This is a genomic window from Lysinibacillus sp. FSL K6-0075, from assembly GCF_038592945.1.
Taxonomy (GTDB): Bacteria; Bacillota; Bacilli; order Bacillales_A; family Planococcaceae; genus Lysinibacillus; species Lysinibacillus fusiformis_F.
In genome coordinates, this window is sequence record NZ_CP151947.1 from 3,542,161 (window position 1) to 3,566,385 (window position 24,225).

Annotated in this window: 23 protein-coding genes; 7 read left to right on the forward strand and 16 right to left on the reverse strand. The window is 38.5% G+C overall.

Translation table 11 applies throughout. From position 1 onward, the window contains the following. Positions 1-3: 3 nt before the first annotated feature. The 3 genes from polX to zapA are packed head-to-tail and all read right to left on the reverse strand — an operon-like array spanning position 4 to position 2,577. Positions 4-1,713, reverse strand: coding sequence for a DNA polymerase/3'-5' exonuclease PolX (polX, locus tag MHB65_RS17350; protein ID WP_342441168.1), 1,710 nt, complete (start codon positions 1,711-1,713; stop codon positions 4-6). Positions 1,714-1,771: 58 nt separating this feature from the next. Continuing rightward, the gene (locus tag MHB65_RS17355) at positions 1,772-2,311 is read right to left on the reverse strand and encodes a CvpA family protein (protein ID WP_205444863.1); all 540 of its coding nucleotides are present in this window, start codon (positions 2,309-2,311) and stop codon (positions 1,772-1,774) included. A gap of 5 nt (positions 2,312-2,316) precedes the next feature. Continuing rightward, positions 2,317-2,577 carry a cell division protein ZapA gene (zapA, locus tag MHB65_RS17360; RefSeq protein WP_036128254.1) on the reverse strand — a complete coding sequence of 87 codons (261 nt, stop codon included), beginning with the start codon at positions 2,575-2,577 and terminating at the stop codon, positions 2,317-2,319. Positions 2,578-2,712: 135 nt separating this feature from the next. On the opposite strand from zapA, the gene rnhC reads away from it, so the two are divergent. Then, positions 2,713-3,639 carry a ribonuclease HIII gene (gene rnhC, locus MHB65_RS17365; RefSeq protein ID WP_342441169.1) on the forward strand — a complete coding sequence of 309 codons (927 nt, stop codon included), beginning with the start codon at positions 2,713-2,715 and terminating at the stop codon, positions 3,637-3,639. Between the two features lie 627 nt (positions 3,640-4,266). Here rnhC and MHB65_RS17370 read toward each other — a convergent pair. The 4 genes from MHB65_RS17370 to MHB65_RS17385 all read right to left on the reverse strand — a co-directional run bounded on the left by MHB65_RS17370 (position 4,267) and on the right by MHB65_RS17385 (position 10,265). Next, complete coding sequence (locus MHB65_RS17370; protein WP_342441170.1) at positions 4,267-5,205, reverse strand: nuclease-related domain-containing protein; 939 nt, start codon at positions 5,203-5,205, stop codon at positions 4,267-4,269. A 435-nt stretch (positions 5,206-5,640) separates the two neighbouring features. Beyond that, entirely contained in the window at positions 5,641-8,058 is a 2,418-nt protein-coding gene (gene pheT / locus MHB65_RS17375) for a phenylalanine--tRNA ligase subunit beta (protein ID WP_342441171.1), read from the reverse strand. Between the two features lie 12 nt (positions 8,059-8,070). Further along, complete coding sequence (gene pheS, locus MHB65_RS17380) at positions 8,071-9,108, reverse strand: phenylalanine--tRNA ligase subunit alpha (protein WP_205444872.1); 1,038 nt, start codon at positions 9,106-9,108, stop codon at positions 8,071-8,073. A gap of 392 nt (positions 9,109-9,500) precedes the next feature. Next, positions 9,501-10,265 (reverse strand): RNA methyltransferase, encoded by a 765-nt coding sequence (locus tag MHB65_RS17385; RefSeq protein WP_342441172.1) that lies wholly within the window; start codon positions 10,263-10,265, stop codon positions 9,501-9,503. A 172-nt stretch (positions 10,266-10,437) separates the two neighbouring features. On the opposite strand from MHB65_RS17385, the gene MHB65_RS17390 reads away from it, so the two are divergent. Then, positions 10,438-10,833 carry a (deoxy)nucleoside triphosphate pyrophosphohydrolase gene (locus MHB65_RS17390; RefSeq protein WP_342441173.1) on the forward strand — a complete coding sequence of 132 codons (396 nt, stop codon included), beginning with the start codon at positions 10,438-10,440 and terminating at the stop codon, positions 10,831-10,833. A 7-nt stretch (positions 10,834-10,840) separates the two neighbouring features. On the opposite strand, the gene MHB65_RS17395 is transcribed toward MHB65_RS17390, so the two are convergent. The 3 genes from MHB65_RS17395 to MHB65_RS17405 all read right to left on the reverse strand — a co-directional run bounded on the left by MHB65_RS17395 (position 10,841) and on the right by MHB65_RS17405 (position 14,110). After that, positions 10,841-11,818 (reverse strand): sensor domain-containing diguanylate cyclase, encoded by a 978-nt coding sequence (locus MHB65_RS17395; protein WP_342441174.1) that lies wholly within the window; start codon positions 11,816-11,818, stop codon positions 10,841-10,843. Positions 11,819-11,842: 24 nt separating this feature from the next. Beyond that, entirely contained in the window at positions 11,843-12,634 is a 792-nt protein-coding gene (locus MHB65_RS17400) for an alpha/beta hydrolase (protein WP_342441175.1), read from the reverse strand. A 126-nt stretch (positions 12,635-12,760) separates the two neighbouring features. Continuing rightward, complete coding sequence (locus tag MHB65_RS17405) at positions 12,761-14,110, reverse strand: FAD-binding oxidoreductase (RefSeq protein ID WP_342441176.1); 1,350 nt, start codon at positions 14,108-14,110, stop codon at positions 12,761-12,763. A 152-nt stretch (positions 14,111-14,262) separates the two neighbouring features. Here MHB65_RS17405 and MHB65_RS17410 point away from each other — a divergent pair, with 152 nt between their 5' ends. The 3 genes from MHB65_RS17410 to MHB65_RS17420 all read left to right on the forward strand — a co-directional run bounded on the left by MHB65_RS17410 (position 14,263) and on the right by MHB65_RS17420 (position 16,171). Further along, a complete protein-coding gene (locus MHB65_RS17410) occupies positions 14,263-15,672 on the forward strand; it encodes a LysM peptidoglycan-binding domain-containing protein (RefSeq protein WP_342441177.1) in 1,410 nt (469 codons plus the stop codon). Between the two features lie 130 nt (positions 15,673-15,802). After that, positions 15,803-15,967 (forward strand): YfhD family protein, encoded by a 165-nt coding sequence (locus MHB65_RS17415; protein ID WP_004226371.1) that lies wholly within the window; start codon positions 15,803-15,805, stop codon positions 15,965-15,967. Between the two features lie 12 nt (positions 15,968-15,979). Next, positions 15,980-16,171 (forward strand): H-type small acid-soluble spore protein, encoded by a 192-nt coding sequence (locus MHB65_RS17420; RefSeq protein ID WP_004226369.1) that lies wholly within the window; start codon positions 15,980-15,982, stop codon positions 16,169-16,171. A gap of 44 nt (positions 16,172-16,215) precedes the next feature. Here the strand turns inward: MHB65_RS17420 and MHB65_RS17425 are convergent, their stop codons facing one another. Next, on the reverse strand, positions 16,216-18,348 hold the full coding sequence (locus MHB65_RS17425; RefSeq protein ID WP_342441178.1) for an EAL domain-containing protein: 2,133 nt from the start codon (positions 18,346-18,348) through the stop codon (positions 16,216-16,218). A 198-nt stretch (positions 18,349-18,546) separates the two neighbouring features. Beyond that, on the reverse strand, positions 18,547-19,074 hold the full coding sequence (locus tag MHB65_RS17430) for a sigma-70 family RNA polymerase sigma factor (protein WP_342441179.1): 528 nt from the start codon (positions 19,072-19,074) through the stop codon (positions 18,547-18,549). 236 nt (positions 19,075-19,310) lie between these two features. On the opposite strand from MHB65_RS17430, the gene sspI reads away from it, so the two are divergent. Next, positions 19,311-19,520: a small acid-soluble spore protein SspI gene (sspI, locus tag MHB65_RS17435; RefSeq protein ID WP_004226361.1), complete on the forward strand. Its 210-nt coding sequence runs from the start codon at positions 19,311-19,313 to the stop codon at positions 19,518-19,520. Between the two features lie 78 nt (positions 19,521-19,598). After that, positions 19,599-20,978 carry an FAD-linked oxidase C-terminal domain-containing protein gene (locus MHB65_RS17440; protein ID WP_342441180.1) on the forward strand — a complete coding sequence of 460 codons (1,380 nt, stop codon included), beginning with the start codon at positions 19,599-19,601 and terminating at the stop codon, positions 20,976-20,978. A gap of 380 nt (positions 20,979-21,358) precedes the next feature. Here the strand turns inward: MHB65_RS17440 and MHB65_RS17445 are convergent, their stop codons facing one another. From MHB65_RS17445 to MHB65_RS17460, 4 genes are read right to left on the reverse strand one after another with little or no spacing between them, the layout of a single operon-like run. Further along, positions 21,359-21,871: a GNAT family N-acetyltransferase gene (locus MHB65_RS17445; protein ID WP_205444888.1), complete on the reverse strand. Its 513-nt coding sequence runs from the start codon at positions 21,869-21,871 to the stop codon at positions 21,359-21,361. Between the two features lie 46 nt (positions 21,872-21,917). Then, a complete protein-coding gene (locus MHB65_RS17450; protein WP_205444890.1) occupies positions 21,918-22,625 on the reverse strand; it encodes an amino acid ABC transporter permease in 708 nt (235 codons plus the stop codon). 12 nt (positions 22,626-22,637) lie between these two features. Further along, positions 22,638-23,342 carry an amino acid ABC transporter permease gene (locus MHB65_RS17455; protein WP_342441181.1) on the reverse strand — a complete coding sequence of 235 codons (705 nt, stop codon included), beginning with the start codon at positions 23,340-23,342 and terminating at the stop codon, positions 22,638-22,640. A gap of 24 nt (positions 23,343-23,366) precedes the next feature. Continuing rightward, positions 23,367-24,191 carry a transporter substrate-binding domain-containing protein gene (locus MHB65_RS17460; protein ID WP_342441182.1) on the reverse strand — a complete coding sequence of 275 codons (825 nt, stop codon included), beginning with the start codon at positions 24,189-24,191 and terminating at the stop codon, positions 23,367-23,369. Positions 24,192-24,225 lie beyond the last annotated feature (34 nt).

Here is a 24,225-nt window from a genome sequence, read left to right on the forward strand (position 1 = left end):
AACCTATTTATTTCGTCGTATGAACGCTTCAAACTGTTCACGCGTCCATGTATTCACAATCATATCTTTCGGTAACCATGCTCTATTTGCATAGCGAACCCCAATATCCATAAAACGTAAATGTGCAATATCATGAGCATCTGTGTTGATAGCTACTGGCACACCTGCAGCAAAAGCCATTTCTAAATGTTCTACACATAAATCGAGACGATACGGATTTGCATTTAACTCTAAAATTTTACCATATTCCTTCGCCCAGGCAATTAACTGTTTCATATCTGGATTATAGCCATCACGGTCTTCAATAATTCGACCAGTTGGATGGGCAATCATATGGACATAGGGATTTTGCATAGCTGTTAGTAAACGTGCCATAATTTTATCCTGTGATTGTGTAAAGCTAGAATGAATTGAAGCAATAACAAAATCTAGCTCTTTTAGCACCTGATCTTCGAAATCAAGGGAGCCGTCTGGTAAAATATCCATCTCTGTCCCTTTAAACAAATGAAATTCTGGATGTGCCGCATTAAACGCTTCAATTTCTACACGCTGCTTTTCTAAACGCTCTGGCGTTAAACCATTTGCAACTTTTAAGAATTGTGAATGGTCTGTAATAACACTATACTGGTAGCCTCGTGCTAGTAACGCCTCGCCCATTTCTGCAACAGAGTATGCACCATCCGACCATGTCGTATGCATATGCAAATCAGCCTTAATATCTTCTAGTCGAACTAAGTTTTGAATCGTGTTTGTTTTGTCAAATTCCACTGTTCCTATCCGTAAGCTTGGTGGAATCCAAGGTAGATCAAAGTGAGCGAAAAATGCTGCCTCTTCTTGGAACGTCAAAACAGTACCATCTTCCTGTTCCACACCATATTCACTTATTTTTTCACCACGTGCTTTGGCAAGTTGTCGCATACGGACATTATGATCTTTGGAACCTGTAAAATGATGCAGGGCAGTTGCATATTCATTGTCCTTCATTAATCGGAAATCAACGCTAACTGGCTCCTCTAATTCTAAAATCACTGAAATTTTAGTATCTCCTGCTGCCACTACTTCTTGAATGGCCAAGCCCTTTAACAACTTTTCGCGTACTTGCTCAACTTCTTCTGTCACGACAATAAAATCAATATCTTTACTTGTTTCTAGCGCTCGACGGAAGCTGCCAGCCACTGAAAAACGTTCTACTTCCTTCATACTACCTAGAAGCGCCTCAATTTGTAAAACCACAGGCTCTAGCTGCCAAATTGGTAGACGTTCTGAACGATTTGCTAAATTGGCTAGTTCCTTTAAAATTTTTTCCTCAGTTTTTACTGCAAATCCTGCTAATTCACGTACTTTCCCTGCTTCACATGCTGCCTTCAAGCTTTCTGCTGAGTCAATGCCTAACTCTTGGTGAAGTTTCGCAATTTTTTTTCCTCCCAAGCCAGGCAATTTTAACAATGGCAGTAACCCTTTAGGTACAATTTCTTCTAACTCCTTTAACAAGCTCGATTCACCTGTTGCCATTAAGTCCTCTATAACAGCCGCAGTACCCTTGCCAATACCTTTGAGTTTTGTTACATCATCCATTTCGCTTAATGAACGCTCGTCCCCCTCAAGTGCTGCCGCAGCTTTTCGAAAGGCCGATACCTTGAATGGATTTTCTCCCTGTAATTCCATATATAAAGCAATTTTTTCGAGCGTGCGAATAATTGTTTTTTTATTCATTGGTAATTCCTCCTATCGTAAAAACACTTCCCTCAAGACAGAGAGAAGTGCATAGTTACTATTGCATATAAATATACCACCAGTTTTGGAACATCTTTGTAATAATCGGCGTATGCTCCAACATGAGACCACTTAACAATGACTTCGACATTAAATTTTGAATGACATCTACTGGTAATAAGGCGCACACGTATAGCAAAATAAACATAATTAAATAGTTTTCAATCATGCCAAGTAGCGCCCCAAGCCAACGATTTACTGTATTTAGCACAGGTAAATACGCAATAAAGTCAAATATCGATGCCACGATTTGCAACGTTATTTTTACTGCAAAGAAAATAACAGCAAAGGCAATCACCCGATAAAAGGTGCGGTCTAAATCTAGACTATCAATAACAACGCCAAGGCTGCCTGTATCAGTGACACCCGGATACGGAACCCAAAATACAAATTTTTGTGCTAATGGCTTATAATAAATATACGCAACAATTAGAGCTACTACAAAGCTGACAATATGCATCATTTGTACAATGAAACCTCGTTTTGCACCGACGCCAATTCCAGCTAACAGTACCACTAATATGATTAAATCTAACATTCTCTTCAACCCTTTAATTTTTTCAATTCTTCTTCTAATTGCTCCATTCGTTCTTTTAACAGTAAATAATCATGTACTGTATTTACTGCTGTCAGAACAGCAAGTTTTGTGCTATCAAGTGAGGGATTATGTACGCTCATCTCGCGCATCCGGTCATCAACAATCGAAGCAACAAGTCGCATATGGCCAATGGATTCTGAGCCGACCATTTTATATGTATGACCATATATTTCCACAGAAATTTTATTCTTTTCTTGTTTTTCCATAGTCGCACCCTCCTATAAATTCGATGCACACACGATTTTAGAGGCCTGTGAGCACCATCACACAAAAAAGCTATTTATTATCATACCATGAAAGGTATAAAATTGTGAACAATGAGGACAGAAAGGAACGATTAAATGGCAAATATTGTGCTTTCCATTTCAACAAATATTCAAAAAGAGGTGATGACTTACTATGCAACACATTTTATAGAGCGAAAGGCACCTGGTGTCATTTTTGCTGCAAAACTACCAGATACAGCCATAACTATGTATAAATCAGGAAAATTAATGTTCCAAGGGGGCGGTGCTGAACGCGAGGCGGCGCGTTGGGGAACTATTGAAAAAACAGCTACCTCGTCCTCCTCAGCTATCGGGGCAAAAGGTGATGTACTGCCTAACAATTTCGCAACCATGTCTGTCTTAGGCTCAGATGAAACAGGTACAGGTGATTATTTTGGTCCTATCACAGTAGCAGCAGTATATGTGCCTACCTCCAAAATCGAACTCATCAATGAGCTTGGCGTAAAAGACTCAAAAATGCTAACAGATGATTATATGCGAAAAATTGCACCTGACTTACGTGCAGCCTGTGTCCATAGTGTCCTCGTCTTACGCAATGAGAAATATAACAGCTTACAAGCGAAAGGCTATTCCCAAGGTAAGATGAAAGCTATGATGCATAACAAGGCTCTACAAAACACGCTATCAAAAATGGCACCTGTAAAACCTGAATTTATTTTAATTGACCAGTTTGCCGAACGTGGTGTTTATTATAATTACTTAAAAAATGAACGTGAGCTTGTACAAGAAAACGTCTACTTTTCTACCAAAGCAGAACAACTACATGTAGCTGTGGCTACAGCATCTATTTTAGCTCGTGCTACCTTTTTAAAGGAAATGGACCGTTTGAGTGACATCGCAGGGCTTACATTAATGAAGGGCGCTTCTAACAAGGTAGACATGCAAGCAGCTCGAATCTGGCGCAATCAAGGTGAAGAATTTCTACGCTCCATAACAAAATGGCATTTCGCCAACACCGATAAAGCACGGAAGATGAAATAAATAGTATTAATGGTGGCTTAAAATGGTGCGGTAGATATGCAAGCAGCTCAAATCTGGCGTAATCAAGGCGAAGAATTTCTACGCTCCATAACAAAATGGCCTTTTGCCCATATCGATAAAGCATGGAAGATGAAATAAATAGTATTATTGGTTGTTTAAAATGGTGAGGTACTTTTGTGAGAGTTAAGTAAGGTGAGGGTTTTTTAGGGTTCCTGAGAAGCGTGAGTGCTTCAGATACATTTTGGAGCTTTTTTCTGCATGGAGCGAGCGCTTCGTTACCTTTTTAGAGCGCCTCTCTACTTGGGTTGAGCGCTTTGTTACCTTTTTAGAGCGGTTTCCTACTTGGGTTGAGCGCTTCGTTACTAAGTTAGAGCGGTTTCCTATTTGGGGTGAGCGCTTCGTTACCTTTTTAGAGCGCCTTTCTACTTGGGGTGAGCGCTTCGTTACCTTTTTAGAGCGCCTTTCTACTTGGAGTGAGCGCTTCGTTACTAAGTTAGAGCGCCTTTCTACTCGGGTTGAGCGCTTCGTTACTAAGTTAGAGCGGTTTCCTATTTGGGGTGAGCGCTTCAGGCACCTTTCAGAGCGGGCCTCCAATTAGATAAACCGCTTCTAGCATTTTTATTAACGTCATAAAAAAATTTGGTAATCTCTTGATCTTTTTACTCCCGTTTTCCGAGAACAATTAGCCATTAGCATTCTTTTTATCGTATGGCGATTGTTTAACTGTAAAAAACGCTGTGCTTGTGCGTTCGTAATATTTTTATTAATGAGCATTCCATAATCTTGTAGAGCAGATAAATGTGCATTTTTACTAGAATAAAGACAGCTAGAACAGGTCCACTTCATCTTCAACCAATGCATCTGTCCAAATTCGCATTTTGGACAGATCACACCGGTTTGAATCGCATCAACCTCTATCCCATAGTAACGACAAAGCGGGAAGCCCTCATACGGTTTGTTGTGTTGCACAAGTAATGCACTAATATATTGACAATCTATAGTTTTTGACTTCATTGGACGTTGTTGCAAAAAGCTCGTTAACTCTCTTGCCATTAACACTGGAAATAATCCATCCTCATAATTGATTCGAGCATTATTAAAAGGAAAAACAATGATACCGTTGATAGGTACTTCAATTTGGTGTTGCTTGAAAAAGTCCTTTAAATTATATACATATTCCTCAAGTTGGACTTCAGGATGATTAAATACGCGCTGTTCACCCGTATCAAGAGTCCGAATCATTTGACGTGGTCGGTTTTTTAATTCCACGTCCCCTCGAATATTCTTACTTTCAATAATTATTACCTCATATTGCGTTATCACCACAACATCTAATTGTAATGAGAATGGATGCTGAATAGTGATATTATGTAAAACTTGAAAATTCTTCGTAAAAGATAATTTCTCCAGTTGTTTCAAAATATATTTTTCACCATATTCCCCTGCTTCAGCCTGTAATAGCTCCCTTGCCATTTGATCATATAAAGGATTTTTTGCTGGGAGTCTTCTAACTAAAGCCCGCAAACCTAATGTCATTTTTGCTTCCTCATACGGTTTAATAAACATCTCAACACTCCTTTTTAAAAGACTATAGCAAGGAAAATTAACCATTCCTAGACTATTTGTGAAACTATTTATTTGATCAACTTTGCTGCTCTAAATATAGTTTTTTAATAATTTTTTGTGGATATCTTTCATTCTATATTTTTAGTAGCTTCGATTCTTTTAGAATCACTATCTTTTGAGCGGCTTCTTCACCTTTTGGATCACCTCTTACTCTCTTTTGAGCGGGTTCCACACTTTTTAGATCACCTCTCACTCTCTTTTGAGCGGATTCCTCTCTTTTTGGATCACCTCTCACTTCCTTTTGAGCGGGTTCCACACTTTCGGGATCACCTCTCACTCTCTTTTGAGCAGACTCACCCTCTCTCAAATCACATTCACCTTCACATTCTCAAACAAAAAAAGACTGCCTCGTTAGACAGTCTTTTTTCACATCTATTAGCGTACTTCTGTACCTGCAATCGTAGCAATGGCTTTTAACACTTTGTTATGTGCGGCCACTACTTCTTCGTCCGTTAAAGTACGTTCTGGATCAAAGTATGTGAGAGAGAAGGCAACCGATTTTTTACCTAGTTCCATTTTCTCTCCTTCGTAAACATCGAATACGCGGATATCTTTTAATAATTTCACACCCGCTGCGTCAATAGCTTCCATTACTTCGCCCGCTGTTGTTGCACGGTCCATAATAAGGGCGATATCACGAGACATAGCTGGGAAACGAGGCACTGGTGTGTAGGCAAGTGGTGCTTCTTGTGCCGTTGCATTTAACAGAGCCACTAAATTCATTTCCATTACATACGTGTCTTTTACACCCCATGCTTTTTGCTCTGCTGGGTGAAGTCCACCGATAATGCCGACTTGCTCGCCATCTAATAAAATGCTAGCCGTACGTCCTGGATGTAAGCCATCCACTTGTGATTTCACAAATGTCATGCGATTTTCTAAGCCAAGTTTGCCAATGACACCTTCGACAATACCTTTTAGCACAAAGAAATCTACGGCTTTTTTCTCGCCTTGCCAAGCATGGTCTAGCCATTTGCCAGTTAGTACTGCTGCCACATGCTCTTCCTCATACGGTTGCCCCTCGTCTGATTGACCAAGGAACACTGAACCAATTTCATATAAAGCCACGCCTTCAGCTTGACGTGCTACATTATACGCAGCTGCTTCGATTAAATGTGGAAGAAGGCTTTGACGTAAGGTAGAGCGCTCCTCACTCATCGGCATGAGTAAACGAGTTACTGGCTCTGCTTTCAAGGCAAAACGTTGTGACAATGCATCGGATGTTAATGAATATGTCACCGCTTGATATAAGCCAGCCCCTTCCATGTAATGACGAACTACACGGCGATTTGCTTGGTAAGGTGATAAATTACCTACTTGTGTTGCACCCTCTGGCAATGTCATTGGGATTTCATCATAACCATAAAGACGAGCAATTTCCTCGACGATATCCTCTTCAATTTTAATATCTTGGCGACGTGTTGGTGCATCAATAATTAATAAACCGTTTGCAGCCTCTACACCAAATTTTAGACGCTCTAAAATAGAAAGCATATCTTCTAATGCAATCTTCATACCTAAGCGCTCATTAATAAAATCTGGGGAAACGACTACTCGCGCTGGGGTTTTATCTAATTCATCTACTAAACATGTACCTTCTAACACTTCACCGCCAGCTAATTCAGCAAGTAAAGCGGCAGCACGTTCAGCTGCAGGTAAGACACGGTTCGGGTCTACCCCTTTTTCAAAACGTGCCGATGCATCTGAACGTAGGCCAAGATGACGAGATGTTTGACGCACTGTTAAACCATCAAAATAGGCTGATTCAATGACAACAGTCGTTGTAGAATCTGTTACCTCAGAATTAGCACCACCCATTACACCGGCAATCGCTACTGGTTCTTTGCCATTCGTAATCACTAAATCTGAAGCTTTTAATGTGCGTTCTTGGTCATCCAATGTTGTAATTTTTTCACCTTCTGTTGCTTTACGAACAACGATTTCACCTGTTGCTAGGCTATCATAGTCAAAAGCATGCAGTGGTTGACCATATTCCATCAATACATAGTTGGTTACATCCACCACATTATTGTGTGGGCGTACACCCGCTGCCATTAAACGATTTTGGAGCCACATTGGGGACTCACCAATTTTTACGTTTTTCACCACTTTTGCTACATACATTGGATTTGCTTGTAGATCTTCTACGTGAAGCTTTAGGTAATCCTGTGCTTTTTCACTAGCAGTTTGATAGGCAATCTCTGGATATTTGATTTCCTCTGAAAGAATGGCACCTACTTCATAGGCTACACCAAGCATCGAAAGGGCATCTGAACGGTTTGGTGTTAGTCCTAATTCCAACACTGTATCACGTAAGCCTAAAATAGCCAGTGCATCTGAGCCTACCTCTGCATCTGCTGGTAGGACGAAGATGCCTTCTGAGTATGCCTTAGGAACAAGCTTTCCTTCGATTCCAAGCTCTTGTAAGGAACAAATCATCCCGTTTGATTCATGGCCACGAAGTTTTGCTTTTTTAATTTTAATGCCACCTGGTAAATTGGCGCCTGGACGAGCAACAATGACTTTTTGGCCAGCATCGACATTTGGTGCACCACAAATAATTTGTTGTGGCTCGGCTTCTCCAACATCAACTTGACAAATATTTAATTTATCAGCCTCTGGATGTTTTTCCTTAGACACAACGTAACCAACTACAACTTTATCCATAGCGTTAGCCCGATCGATGACTGCATCTACTTCAATTCCAGAGCGTGTAATTTTTTCTGCTAATAGCTCAGGCGCTAAGTCCTGTGTATTGATATAATCTTTTAACCATTCTAATGATACTAACATGTTTTATCCCCCTTACGCTTCTGTTCGTTCGAATTGTGATAAGAAGCGAGTGTCACTTGTATAGAAATGACGAATATCGTCAACACCATATTTCAACATCGCAATACGCTCTGCACCAATACCAAATGCGAAACCAGAAACTTTCTTCGGATCATAACCAGCCATTTCTAATACGTTTGGATGCACCATACCTGCTCCTAAAATCTCAATCCAGCCTGTGCTCTTACATACGTTACAGCCCGCACCACCACATTTGAAACAAGAAATATCCATTTCTACAGATGGCTCAGTGAATGGGAAGAAGCTCGGACGAAGTCGAATTTCGCGGTCTGCGCCAAACATTTTTTTCGCTAAAGTATCTAATGTCCCTTTTAAATCACTCATACGAATATTTTCGCCAATGACTAAACCTTCAATTTGCATAAATTGATGTGAGTGTGTTGCATCATCATTATCACGGCGGAATACTTTACCAGGACAAATAATACGAATCGATTCACCCTTTTTGGCTTCCATTGTACGGGCCTGTACTGGTGAAGTATGCGTACGGAGCAATATTTCCTCGGAAATATAGAATGAATCTTGCATATCACGAGCTGGATGCCCTTTTGGTAAATTTAGTGCTTCGAAGTTATAGTAGTCCTTCTCAACCTCTGGGCCTTCAGCAATTTCATAGCCCATTCCGATAAATAAATCTTCTATTTCTTCAATGACACGCGTCAAAGGATGACGGTTCCCTACTTTAATTTCACGACCTGGTAATGTGACATCAATCGACTCACTTGCTAATTTTTCAGCAATGGCCGCTTCTTCTAAAACCGTTACCTTTGTTTCTAATACTGCTGTTACATTTTCACGAACATTATTCACTAAAGCTCCCATTTTTGGACGTTCTTCAGCTGATAATTTTCCCATCCCTTTTAGTAAATCCGTGATAGGTCCTTTTTTTCCTAAATATGCAACACGTACTTCATTCAATTCTTTTAAATTTGCAGCTGCTTCAATTTTAGCAAGTGCTTCTTGCTCTAATTGTTTTAATTGCTCTTCCATGTTAAAACCTCCTTAGAAAATAAATGCCTGCATTTTAGGCATAAAAAAACTCGCCCCTAAAAAAGGGACGAGGACATATTCGCGGTACCACCCTAGTTATCGCAAGGCAAGCGCCTTACAATCACTTCATTGACATAACGACTTGATAAAGCCGGCTCACCTTTACAGCATGACGCTGGTCCCGGTAGCTGCTCGCAGGTTGAATTCAAAACTGTATTGGTACGGCGTTGGCTCTCAATCTCTGGCCTACGCTCCCTGTTGTCCATTCACAATCTTTACTACTTCCCGGTCAAAGCATTTACTATTTAAACATACATTTTAGAATAGATTATACAATAATGAACTGTAGCAAATCAAGAGACAACTGCCTGAATCCCACAAAGATCTGTCAATTACTTGGCAAAGCCATATAAAACAATACCTGTTGCCACTGCAACGTTTAATGATTCAGCCTGTCCAAAAAGAGGAATAATCATATTTTGATCTGTCATTGCTAATATTTGAGGCTGAATGCCACTTCCTTCATTCCCCATAATAATCGCAAATGCACCCGTATGTTGAATGTCGCTATACGGCACTGCCTCCTCATCTAAAGCGGTGCCAAATACGGGTACACCTTGATCCTGAAGTAAATCTACCCATTCAGCTAAATCCCCACGGACTACTGGAATATGGAAATGCGAGCCTTGGGCAGCACGTAGTGTTTTAGGATTATAAAGATCGGCACTGCCTTTTCCTAAAATTACAGCATCTAAACCTGCTGCATCTGCTGTACGAATCATTGTTCCAATGTTACCAGGATCTTGGACAGCATCAATTAATAACACTTTTCGCCAAGTGGTCATCACCTTATCCTCTAAAACTGGCTGTTTGCATACAGCAAAAACACCTTGAGAAGTTTCTGTTTCTGCGAATTCTTTCGCTACCGTTGTCGATACTTCTACAATAGCTACATCATCAATTGGCCACAACATTGGCAAATCTATACCTTCACGTACAATAATTTGTAATACTTGCTCTTTATTTTTTAATGCTTCTTCAACAAGATGAAAGCCCTCTATAAGGAATTCACCTGAACGTTCACGCTCTTTTCTTGTCGTCGCTAATTTTTTCCAATATTTCACTAACGCATTTTGCGTAGATTCGATTCTCTTCATCGCTACCTCTTACCGCCTTTTTCCTATATATTGACCACTATTATACCTTAGGAAATGGCAAATTTCATAGCTAAGTGAGAAAACTGTTATTTTCTTTTGGTGGCAAGTGAAGAACCAATTAAACATGCTATAATCATACACATCTAATTAAAACAAGGAGAGAGGAAAATAGATGAAAAAAACGATACATGTAGTCGGAGCCATCATTGAAAATGAGCAACAAGAAATTTTCTGTGCTTTAAGAAATCCACAAATGGTACTAGCAAATTATTGGGAATTCCCTGGCGGTAAAATAGAGCAAGGTGAAACACCAGAACAGGCGCTTTATCGTGAAATCCTTGAGGAATTTAACTGTACGATTCAAGTAGGTGAGCTAGTTGAAATAACCCTCCATGAATACGAGCAATTTTTCGTTCACTTAGAAACATACAAAGCTTCTATTATAAAAGGTACACCCCAAATATTGGAACATGCTGAAGCAAGATGGGTTCCCCGCAAGCAATTGCTCGACCTTCCATTTGCTCCAGCAGATCTGCCTTCCATTCAAAAATTGTTAGTCGAAATATAAAAGTTATTCACTTCATTTCATGAAAATGGGTAACTTGGTTTCGTCCATGCGCTTTCGATACATACAATGCTTCGTCTGCTTTTTTTATGAATGTCGTGTCTGTATCTTCTGACGTTACTGTGGCAATCCCCATACTGATCGTAATACAACCTGTTGGCCAATCATCCTGCTCCACGGTGTGTCTAATTTGTTCGCCGATTTCTTTTGCCACAGTTTTCTCGGTCGTGGGTAAGATGATGATAAACTCCTCACCCCCGTAACGAGCGACGGTGTCTTCTGTTCGTACTTGTTGCTGTAATAGCTGCGCCAATTGAACAAGGACATCGTCTCCAACTTGATGACCGTATGTATCATTAACCTTTTTAAAATGATCGATATCTAAAATACATAACGAAAAAGGCTCTGCCGTCTCGTGAAAATAATTGAAATGTTGTTCAAGTTTTTCCTGGAAGAATCTTCTGTTTTTCAAACCAGTCAGTTTATCTGTCATCGATAATTCTACTAAAGCAGCATTCATCTCTAATAATTTCGCCTGCTGTTGTTCTATTTCTACATAAATTTGCTCCAAATTAGCTAATGCTTGATCCTTTTCTTGGTAGGCAGCCTCCAGTAGTTTTTTGGCTGATCGTAATTCCTGTTCATAATCTATGCGCTTTTTCATCTTTACTAGAATACAATCAATTCGTTCTACCCTATCCTCCGTGTACAATCTAGCATTCATTAAAAATGGAACTGACATCCCGTCCTTCTGTTTGAGATGAATAAATAATTCCTCTACTTGTCCCTCTAAATTAATCGTAGGATAAAAATAAGAGTGAAAAATCATCTTATTGGGCGTAGATAGAAGAATTTCTAGATGCTTTTGTAATAATTCCTCTTGTCCATAGCCGAGCCAATCTAGCAGGGTTTGATTGATTTCTGAAATAAGCCCTTCATGTGTGATGGAAAGAAAACCACATGGTGCGTTATTGAGTCGTTTGTCCATTGTTGACAATCCTTTCATTGTTCCCTACAAAAAATCTGTAATACACTGTATTGTTTCATTCGGGTGACTAATATGCGGATAATGTCCTTTCGCTTTCATTAATTGCAACGTGCTGTTTTTGAGATGCTGATGTAAATAATCTCCAACACCAATTGGCACAATACTATCTTCCGAGCATTGGATAATCAACGAAGGAACTGTTCCCTTTGATAAATCACTTCGATGATCAGATAAGAATGTTACCTCAGCAAATTCTTTTGCGATGATAGGGTCTGCTGCTATAAAGGTTTGCTTCAATTCCTGTGTTAATGTTGGTTGTTCAGGATTACTCATTGCAATAGGCGCCATATAGCTAGCCCAACCTGCAAAGTTCATTTCCATCATGTCTAATAACTCCGCAATATCACTTCGCTCAAATCCCCCTTGATAACCATCATCATTTAAATAACATGGAGAAGGACCAATCATAATCAACTTTTTAAAATAATTAGGATGCTGGATAGATGCGAGCAGTCCTATCATGGCACTAATGGAATGCCCTACAAAAATACTATTTTGTAATGATAGCGTTTCAATAATGTCCAATAAATCTTGTACATAGCCCTGTAATGTTTGATATTTTTCAGATGAATAGGCACCTATATCTGAGTTACCTGAGCCGACATAATCGAATAATATAATCTGATATTTGTCCATAAATGCAGGCGTAATGAAACGCCACATGTTTTGATCACAGCCAAATCCATGTGCAAAAATAATCGGTTGGTCTCCTTGTCCGAATACTTTTACATTATTACGAACAACAATATTTTCCATTCTAATTACTCCTTTTAGAAATATATGTAATAGGTTTATTGTGACCCCTTATACAGTAATTATCAAGCTAAAACATGAAAAACAAAAAGGAGCAGTAATGTCTCTGCACTCTGCTCAATACTCAGTCTACAGCCACTTTCTAATAGATGGGATACTCTGTGGAAATTGAAAGACATTATACGGATCATATTTTGTTTTCACTTCTCGCAGCCTTCTAAAATTGCGACCGTAATAGGCTGTATGCCAGTCCTGAATAAATCGATCTGGAAAATTCACATAATCACCAGACGTATAAGGTGATAAAGCGCGTCGTAAGTTTTCTACCCACTTCATATTTTGTTCTTCCTCATTCGAATTTTCCCAGGAAGTATTATATTCTTGCGCTATTAACGCATTGCGATAGTAATAGGCTGTATGATTTGGAACAATTTCACTGACCGCTCCTCTTAAAGATTGTTGCCAGATCGTTGTATTTGAATTAGGTGCATGAGCTAAAAATTCTTTCATTCGCTTAATCGCCTTATATGGAAACGGTCTTTCCAAAAATGACCCTGATCTTTTTCGAAGGGCGGGCTGGTTGCCGCTAGGTAAATCAAAAAATTCTACTGCCTTGATATATGGCACTTCCTTTATCCAAATACTTGTTGGCAAACCTGCCTTTCTAAGAGGGCGAAGCAACTTCTTTAATTCAGCTGCTGATCCTATGAACTCACCTTGTGCAACGATTTCACCTACTTCCTTTGTTTTTAACTCAATCTGTGAAGTCAGACGCTTATCTGTATAAGGAGCCCATTTTTGCCATGCATCAAAGGCCACTTCAAAATCATTCCATCCCCATGTAATGGAGAAGAGTGATACCTCATTAATCGCATGTAACTTGAATGTCAATGAAGTGACTATACCAAAATTGCCACCACCGCCACCACGACTTGCCCAAAAAAGATCATTATTGTGTTGCTTATTTGCTCTGATTACCTGAGCACCTTCATGTCCACTAGCGACCACCGTTTCGATTTCAATGAGATTGTCACAAGTTAAACCGAATGGACGTGATAACATCCCAATACCCCCACCAAGGGTCAATCCGACCACCCCAACACTACTTTCTGTGCCAGCAGGAATGGTGACACCATGTTCCCATAATGTACGATAGACTTTTCCCATATTGGCTCCAGCATCAATCCTAGCTGTCATTTCTGGAAGATTAATCGAAACCTTATTCATATCACTTACATCAATGACAAGACCCTTATTTACTAAAGAAAAATTTTCATAGCTATGACGACCACTTCGAATTCTAAAAGTCTCATTGTTTTCTCTTGCCCATTTTAATGCATTAACCACATCTTTCGTTTCTTGACAAAACACAATGACACTCGGATATTTGGGGTTATTTAAATTATTATTCGTTCTCGCTTGTTCATAATCCGAATCTTCAGGAGTCACGATTCTACCCGTGAGCTTTGCCTTTTTCAATATCAAGCCCCTTTCTCATAATGATACTTATCCTATGCAACTCATTTAAAAAGAATTTGAAGTTTCAACTATTTTATTGGACACACACTAAAATACTCATTTTCACAATTGAAACATATGATGCACTAATAATATTGTGTTGGAGGTGTTCTATGCTTATTCATGTAGTGAGTGCTGGCGAAACACTGTGGCAAATCGCCAATCGTTATGCTGTACCTGTTCAATCTATTAGTCAATTAAATGCATTAGCTACTCCCGATCAACTAGCCATCGGACAATCACTGGTTATCCCTTCTCCTTATACAATGTATACGGTTCAAAAGGGAGATACGTTATGGTCCATCGCACAGAAATTTAGCGTTCCCTTGCAATCTATCATATTAGAGAATCATCTAACTAATCCCGATCAATTAACACCAGGAACGAAATTAATTATTCCACCCATTGTTCATATCGTGCAGCCAGGAGAAACTTTATGGCAAATAGCACATCGATATGGTACGACTATTCAAGCCATTGCTGTAGAAAATCAAATAAACAACCCCAATATGCTTTATGTGGGCGCTCAATTGATGATCCCAAGAGAATTACCGATGATTGAGGTCAATGCTTATTCCTACCAGCCTTCTGAAGAAGCTGTAGATTCCATTAATGCTGTTGGTCATCTACTCACTTATTTTAGTCCATTTGCTTATAAGATGAAGGAAGATGGTACATTACAGCCCATCAATGATGAAAACATGATAGCGGCAGCAAAAGCTAAACATATCATCCCTATGTTAACGCTCACTAATTTTACTTCTACAGAAGAAGGCTCTAATTTAGCACATGTCGTCTTGTCCAATGCAGAGCTCCGGAAAAAGGTCATGAATAGTGTGTTACAGGTGATGCAAGATAAAGGGTACCAAGTATTAAATATTGATTTTGAAAATGTTTTGCCAGCTGATCGCGAAAATTACAATGCCTTTATTCAATTAGCTGTGGATACACTTCATCCAAAGGGCTATTTAGTGTCAACAGCGCTTGCACCTAAAACAAGTGCTTCACAAACTGGAACATTATATGAAGCGCATGATTACGAGGCACATGGGAGAATAGCTGATTTTGTGGTATTAATGACCTATGAATGGGGATATCGCCTTGGACCCCCACAAGCCATCTCCCCCATTAATGAAATGCGAAGAGTTGTGGAGTATGCTTTAACTGAAATACCAGCCGATAAAATTTTATTGGGTTTTGAGTTGTATGCGCGTGATTGGCTCTTACCTCATGTCAAAGGCCAAGAAGCCGAAACATTTAGTCCTCAGGAAGCTCTCAATCGAGCCATCAAATACGGGGCAACAATCCAATTTGATCCAACTGCACAATCTCCTTTTTATCGATATGTTGATGAGCAAGGAAGGAATCATGAGGTATGGTTTGAAGACGCGAGAAGTGCACAAGCGAAATTTGACCTGACTAAACAGTATAACCTGCGAGGCATTAGTTATTGGGCACTAGGATTCCCATTCCCTCAAAATTGGGTTTTATTAAACGATAATTTTTCTGTTAAAAAATCTTAATGCTCATTATTGTTCTCAAAAAACAAAGTGCTATGCGACTTTTCCATGTGAAGTGCTATCTGTGATGACGGGATAAAAAATTCATTTCAAAGCCATATTAAATGATATCAACAGGAAAGGAGCAACTCACATGGGAAGAGACAATAAACAAGGTCAAAGCAATAATAAAGGCTCGTTACCTCAAACACCAAAAAACCAAAAAATTGCACCAAATAAGGTGAGTGAGGAATTTTCTCAAGAGTTTATGGAGCTAATTAATACAGTCACGCAAAATAAGAATAAGCAGAAAAAATAAGGGGGGCTTCAGTTGGATTTTCAGCGAGCACAAGAAATTGTCGCCTCACCGTTAGAATTTGAAGTGAGCTATAATGGCGTTTCCATCTGGATTGATCAACTTCATGATGATGAAAAAACAGCGACCGTTCACCTACGCCGTTCTTTAGAAGAGCGGTCTGAAGTAGCTATATCCGAGTTAAAGGAAGAATATCTCGTTCACTAAACAGCAAGAACCTGCTTATTCAATATCAATAAGCAGGTTCTTTTTTAAATAATATAATCGTCAATATATTGAAGCTGTGTTAACACTTCATCCACACGATGGTGTAAATCTTTATAGGTTTCCGTTATTTGCTGTGGAGAGATGGGCTTACTGAATAGATAGCCTTGAATATAATCACAGCCACCATCTATTAGAAATGATAACTGTTCCACTTCTTCAATGCCCTCTGCCACAACATTCAAACGCAAATGTTTAGCCATTGAAATAATCATGGAAACAAGTGCTTCATCATTTGGATTATGCGGCACATTTCTCACAAAAGTTCGGTCAATTTTTAAGCAATCAATTGGGAATTCCTTTAAATAAGATAGAGAGGAATAGCCTGTTCCAAAATCATCTACAGCAATTTGAATACCTAATGCCTTTAACTCATGTAATAGCTGCGTCATTTGATCAATATTCATCGTCATACTTTCCGTAATTTCTAATTGTAAAAATTTCGGATCCAATTTGGTACGTTGTAAAATCTCTTGTACCATTTCTACTAAATCCTGCTGAAATAATTGTCCAAGTGATAAATTCACTGCCACTTTCATCGGAGGTAAGCCTTGTTTCTCCCATGTTTTTGCTTGTGTGCATGCGGTTTCTAATATCCACTTACCTAGCGGGATAATAAGGCCACATTCTTCAGCAATAGGAATAAAAACATCAGGTGGAACAAAGCCACGCGTTGGATGACGCCAGCGTACCAATGCTTCGACCGATTCAATTGTGCCTGTTTTTAAGTTTACCTGTGGTTGATAGTCTAAATAAAATTCATTATTGGCTAACGCATTATGTAAGTCTTGCTCTAACAAAATTCGATCTGCAATGCCTTTAGACATATAGGGCTTGTAGAAAAGAAATCTTTGAGGTATTTGTCTAGCCTCTTGCATCGCTAACTGAGCATGCATTAATAGCTCTTCACCCGTCCCTTTATCTTCATAGAGCGCAATCCCTATATTTAAATTGCCATTCAATGAAAATAATTGTACCTGTAAAGGATCTGTCATGGCACTTTTGAGATTTAAGCAAAATTGTAATAATTCTTCGATGGTCTTTACATGGTTAATATAAATAACAAATTGTTCCTCACGAAGTTTAGTGGCAAAATAATGAGGAGGTACGATCGCTTGTATACGCTCTGCTACAAGCTTCATCATTTTATTAGAGTTGCTTATCCCAATGGAAGAACGAATCGCCGCAAAGCGATCAATTTCTATGGCAATGATAGCCTTTTGTGCTTTATTATCATGTAAATTTTCTTTTAACGTCTTAAGTAATAAATGTTCATTTGGCAGCAGTGTAATGTCATCATGATAAGCTTGAAATCGAAGTTCCTGTTGAGATTGTTCAAGATCCTTCTTAATTTTCAACAGCTGCTGAAATGGTTTTTCCACAGATGTGTAATAAATCGCCTTTAAGAAAAAATAGAATGCTAAAAACTGATAGATCAATGCCGAGAAATCCCATATTGCATTTTGATCTTGACTAACAATAAAGAAGACATCACTTACAATAAGAGAAATAGCGGCACTGATTAGCCACATAGAACGCTTCGGTAATTTTTCCACATATTTACTAACTATAACAATGGTTATAATTTGAAGAATAATAGCAAATAAGTGTACCATATTATCAATATAATCGAACCAATATTTTGGCAATATATACGCTAGAAAAACAGTTCCTAGTACGAAAAGCACAGAACTACCATATGTCAATATCCGATGATTCATGGTTAATCGCTTTTTAGGGTATAAAATAATTAGTAAAAAACCAATGGATAGATACAAACGCATCAATATATGTAAGGGCTCGTCCAAAAAGCTCCATTCACTAGATTGGCTAAAGAACAAGCTGACTAATTCTAGTAAGGCAATAATGAAAAACATGTTTCCTATGTATAAAGTTTGATTGGATAATAAGTGTGAAAATACTAAATAGGATTGGATCGCAATTGCCATTGTAAAAACAATGATTAAAACTTGTATCACCAATTTTAAATCTTGATACATGCCACCCTGGAAAACACCATATATTTGATTGCTAAAGCTTAATAATGGTATGACAAGTAATAATGGTAATACCATGTACCAAATCTCTTTTTTCTCTATCTGATTAAACCATCTCTCCACTCCAAACCCTCCATACTACTATATAAACATTCACTAGGAAATTTTATCTATCTATATCGAATAATCAATTTTTAATTGTATATTTCTTTGACTTCTTACAAATCATAACACTTTTATCGGAATTTGTATGCATCCATGTGAAGTATGCTAATATTCATTTTATTTCAATATTAGCATACTTTTGATATTTTTAGTGCTTTATTCCACTCTGAAAAGTTGATGTTTCAGCCTCTGGACGAGCCTAACCCTTCTTTTTTTAATAGCAGCAACAGATAGACCTAGCGCATTGGCTATTTCTGGATCACTGTAATCTTCTGCATAATAAAGGAGTAATATTTTCCTTTCTATTTGCTTTAACTGGGACAACATGATTTCAAGGGAGCTAGGATTTTTTTGATTATCCCTTTCCTCCAGCTCATTAAGAATATAATTGAGTGTTTCATCATCAACAACTGTCATTCTTTCTGTATAGTTTTTTTCCTTTGATAATTCATTTAAAATCTCTCCTTTTATCCAAGAATAAAGATAAGCGGAAAACTGTCCTTTAGCTGGATCTGCTTTTAGCCATGCCCTCCATACAGCAATGGAAGCAATATGACGATAGTAATCAAAATCCTTGTAAATATGAAGCTGTGTAAGAATGGTAGTAATCATTGGTTGCACAGCCTCTAAAATTTCTTCAAAAGATTGTGTCGATGAGAGATTCTGATCGTTTTGAATGGACATTCTACTCTTCCTATCGACTATGCACAGTCCAATATTCCTAGGTGACATAATCTTAGATCGTTACGTTACTTGAAGCGAATAGTCATTTTCATCATTACATTGTGCATAATGAATAAAATGCTTGTCATATTTAGTCAAAATTCCCTTAGGTTATGGCAAAAATCATCTATTTTCTTTGGTATTTCATACATATTTAAACGATAGTTGGACAAATTACTACTAAGGAGGCGATATAGTTGAATTTCCAAATAAGAGACGCAATTACAGCGAATGTACATGGTCAATCTGCCGCAGAATTTAAAGATATTGTGGAAGATGCCATTAATCGTGGAGAAGAGCATTTACTGCCAGGGCTTGGGGTGTTTTTTGAAAAATGGTGGAAGCAATCCAGTCCATCTGAACAGGATGAATTTGTTCAAAAGCTAGAAAAAGTATTTGCTAACTGATTTTTAATGAACAGTGCATTCCATTTCCAATAAATGCGTGTTAAAGTTTTATTTATCAGAAAATTTGGAGGGATTGGAATGACTGTTGCAGTAGAATTACTTGTCAATCAACTCAAACAGGTTTTATTAGAAGAACAAGTGTCAACAAACGAAACGGTACGACAGCTACACGGGAAGGATGAATCTCATCATATGATGAGCTTACCTGATATCGTTGTCTTTCCCCGTTCCACAGCCGATGTCAGTGCGATCTTAAAAATTGCGCATGCACAACGTGTACCAGTTGTACCATTCGGTGTTGGCTCCAGCCTAGAAGGAAACGCGATTCCCATTGCACATGGTATTTCTATCGATTTCTCTGAGATGAATACTATTTTAGAAGTTCGACCTGACGACCTTCTTGTAAAAGTTCAGCCTGGCGTCACACGCTCTCAATTAAATAAGGAGTTAAAAAAACATGGTTTACAATTCACAGTAGATCCAGGTGCAGATGCAACACTAGGTGGCATGGCTGCGACAAATGCTAGTGGTACGACTGCTGTGCGTTACGGAGTTATGCGTGATCAAGTTCGTGATTTAGAGGTTGTCCTTGCAGACGGCTCTGTCATCCATACGGGCAATTTAGCCGCGAAGTCCTCTTCTGGTTATCATTTAAATGGCCTATTTGTCGGCTCAGAAGGAACACTCGGCTGCTTTACGGAGTTAACGTTAAAAGTTTATGGTATACCTGAATTTGTGACGGCGGGGCGAGCTGTTTTTGACAAAGTTGGCGATGCTGTCAGTGCCGTTACCGCCTTATTACAGGCTGGTATTTCAATTGGTCGAGTAGAATTGGTCGATGAAGCCTCTATGAAACAAGCCAATATCTATAACGATACTTCCTATAGCGAAAAACCAACATTATTTTTAGAATTCCACGGAAATGAAGCGGGTATGCACGCAGACATCGCATTTGCTACAGAAATATTTGAGGATTTTAGCTGTCTATCCGTTGAATTTGAACAAGACAATGCTGCTCGTAATAAGCTTTGGGAAGCACGTCATTCTTTGGCCTATGCCTATATTCATGCTTATCCTGGTAAGAAGCTTATGTCAACGGATGTCTGTGTACCAATCTCTGTGCTTGCTGAAACCATTTTATATGCGCGTGAACAGCTTGATCATGTTGGGCTAGCAGGCGGGCTTGTTGGCCATGTGGGTGACGGAAATTTCCATGCACTTTTAATGTTAAATCCAAATGATGCCGAGGAGCAGGCAAAAGCGGATCGCTTCAATGAGCAGATCGTCCAATATGCTTTACTTCGAGGTGGCACTTGTACGGGCGAGCATGGTGTTGGCATTGGCAAAATGAAATACCAAGCCACTGAGCACGGTACCTCTTTAGCCGTTATGAAGAGTATAAAAGCAGCACTCGATCCCCATAATATTATGAACCCAGGGAAAATTTTCACTATGTAATCTTGCAAAAAACACGATCTCGTCATGAAGACGAAATCGTGTTTTTTTATTAAAGATTGCTAGAACAATTGACACACTCTGTTACGTGGTATCATCGTCCTCTTCAACTTTTATATTTTAATCATACTACAAAATATCCCTTAATCCTTCCCTTTGTCATCTTTCGCCATCATTAACATCTGATGCGCTAGATAAAACACATGGTTAGGGAAAAGGATACAAGTAATCTCACGCTCCCTAGCTCATCGTTTTTGTTTTTAAAAATCCAAATGGGGTTCTGGTTCATCTAAAATCAAAACTTCAGGCTCTGAAAAAGCGGTCTAGCAATACCGAGTCAATAATCTTTTAAATGAGGTATTTGTACGAAACTGAACTCTTTATTACAAATCATAACGGAAGCCTTTTACTAGCGTATCTCCTTTACGAAAATCCTTAGATTCATCACGTACAAAGCCTAATGATAAATAAAGGTTGATGGCAACCTGCATGATATCGCCCGAATGTAAATATAAAGCTTGATCTTGACGAGCGCGTGCGAAGGCAAAGCTTTCATGTAATAATTTTTTCGCAATGCCTAATCCCCTTCCCTGAGGGTGTACGCCAAGTAAACGTACAATGGTAGAATGTATAGTAAGCTCTGGCAAACCATAAGCCTTTTCAGAATCCGTAAATAGCTGAAGCCCTCCTAAAATCTCATTTCCCCGCTTTGCCACTAAAATTGTTTCAGCATCAGGATTGCCTACAGATGCACGAATAGCACTTAAATATGAAGCCCAATCTTCAGGGTTATTGTATTCTTTCTCATACTGTGAATAGCTCTCTACAAGAACCTCTAAATAACGTGCATGGTCTTCCTCTTTCAACTGTTCAATCACTATTTCCACTACTGTCATTGTTTATTCCCCTTTCTTTTTGTCAAACGAATTTACAGGCATTTCGTCAAATGCCTCCTTTATTATAGAAAGTTACTCTTTTTTCAAGGCGATGGGCGAGCCATTCAACGATGGCTGAAACACCCCAATAAATAAGACCGACAGCGATAAATGCCTCCAAAAATTTCAAATTTATAGAGGCTACAATATTTGCTACACCTGTTAATTCTTTCACTGAAAGAAAAAAAGCAAGCGATGTAGCATGTAAAAAGCCTATAAATACATTGGTGAAATTAGGAATAGATTTACTAAATGCCTGAGGTAATATATACCGACGCATTGCCTGTGAAAATGTTAAACCAACTGCATAAGCTGCCTCTAGCTGCCCCTTAGGTACACTTAAAATTCCTGATCGAATGATTTCGGAGGCGTAGGCACCTGCGCTCAATGTCAAAGCAAGTAAAACAAAAAATAATATGGGGATCGAGCTTGATTGAATATTTAGCTTTAATGCTTTCGCAAGGACATCCACTATAATAGGTACTCCGAAATAAACGAGCATTATATGCATAATAATAGGTGTACCTCTAAAAAAAGACACATAAAAATTTAATAACGGTGCAAAAAATTTAGTTTGCTGAATTCGAACAAAGGCAACAATGACACCGATGAGAATACCCAGTAAGACAGGTGTAGCTGTCATAAATAAGGTTAACGGCAATACCTTACTAATTTCTTTAAAAGCTTCGAAAATAAATGCAAAATCTATGGTCATAACTCTTACCTCCTAGCTAGATACAGCTTCCTTCGGCATATAGCGATTAAGATAGCGCTCATTGCTCTTTAATACCTTTTCTAACAGCAGCACAATGACATAATAGACAATAGAGAGTGCTAAATAGATTTCTAGCGCTCTTGTCGTGGAGGCAATAAGCGTCTCTCCTCTCCCGACCATATCCATGACCCCAATTGAAAATGCGAGCGAAGTGTCTTTTAAGGAGCTTATCATTGTGTTCGCTATATTTGGAAAGGCAACACGAAGAGCCTGAGGAAATATAATCCGTACAAACGCCTGCTTACCGTTTAAGCCAACTGAATATGCAGCCTCTATTTGCCCTCGGTCCACCGTTAAAATGGAGGCTCTAAAAATTTCTGCAAATGCAGCAGCATTACTTAAGGTGTAGGTGATAATGACAAAATACATGGCATCCATTCTAGTTACATCAATATGCACAATCTTTAATAATGCGGGTATACCATAAAACACTAGAAATAATTGTACCAATATCGGTGTGCCACGAATAAACGAAATATAGACTGTTATTATTTGCCTCAAAACGTTGATATGGAGCAGCTTCGGTATAGCGATAGCTATACCAAGCAGCATCCCAAAAAGAATAGAAAACACTAAAATTTCAAATGTTACTGGTAAATATTGCAGTAATATTGGAAGTACTTTTGCTATCAGCACGATGTCAAAGTCATTTGCCATACTTCCTTCATCCTCTCTGATTTTTTAAAAGTCTACCGTATAATCATCACCTAGCCACTTTTTACTTAGCTCACTAACAACGCCATCCTCCTTCAATTCACGAATAGCATCATCAAGGCGTTGTTGTAGGGTAACCTCATCTTTATTTAATAAGAAATACACTTTTGAATTTAATAATGCGTCTCCCACTACCTTTTGCTGTGCTTCATTGTTTTCGTTATAATACTTCACAGCAAAAGGCGTTGTAATAATAGCATCCACCCGACCTGTCGCAAGTTGATTATTTACATCCACTGACCCTGATGAATAGACGAGATTAGCACCTAGATCGTGTTCCTTATTGTATTTCTCAATAAAGACTGCTGAATTACTTGTTGGAGAAACACTCACATTTTTTTCTTTTAAATCATCAATTGATTGAATATCATTATTTTTTGCATTAACGGTTACTTTTAATGGAAATACATTATAAGGCTCTTTATTAAATAGAAATTTCTCCTCGCGCTCACTATTGACTTCCATTTGATGGGCAATAAAATCAATTTTTCTTGTTTCTAAACTTAGTAATAAATTTGAGAATTCCATTGTCTTAAATTCAAACTCATATTCTGGTAGCTTCTCATCAATTGCGCGAACAAGCTCCACATCATAACCAGTTAAATTTCCCTTGTCATCTAAGAAGCAGATATTCGGAAATTGTGTACCTGTACCTACAATAATTTTTTGAACATCCTTTCCACTCTGTGCTGTATCATTTTTACTCGTATCTCCTTCAAGCTTTTCAGTGCCTGCACAAGCCGTTAGAAGCAACGTTAATAATAGCAAACTTAAAAATATAATTTTTTTCATATTATCCCTCACTTTTATCATTGTAAACTTAGTT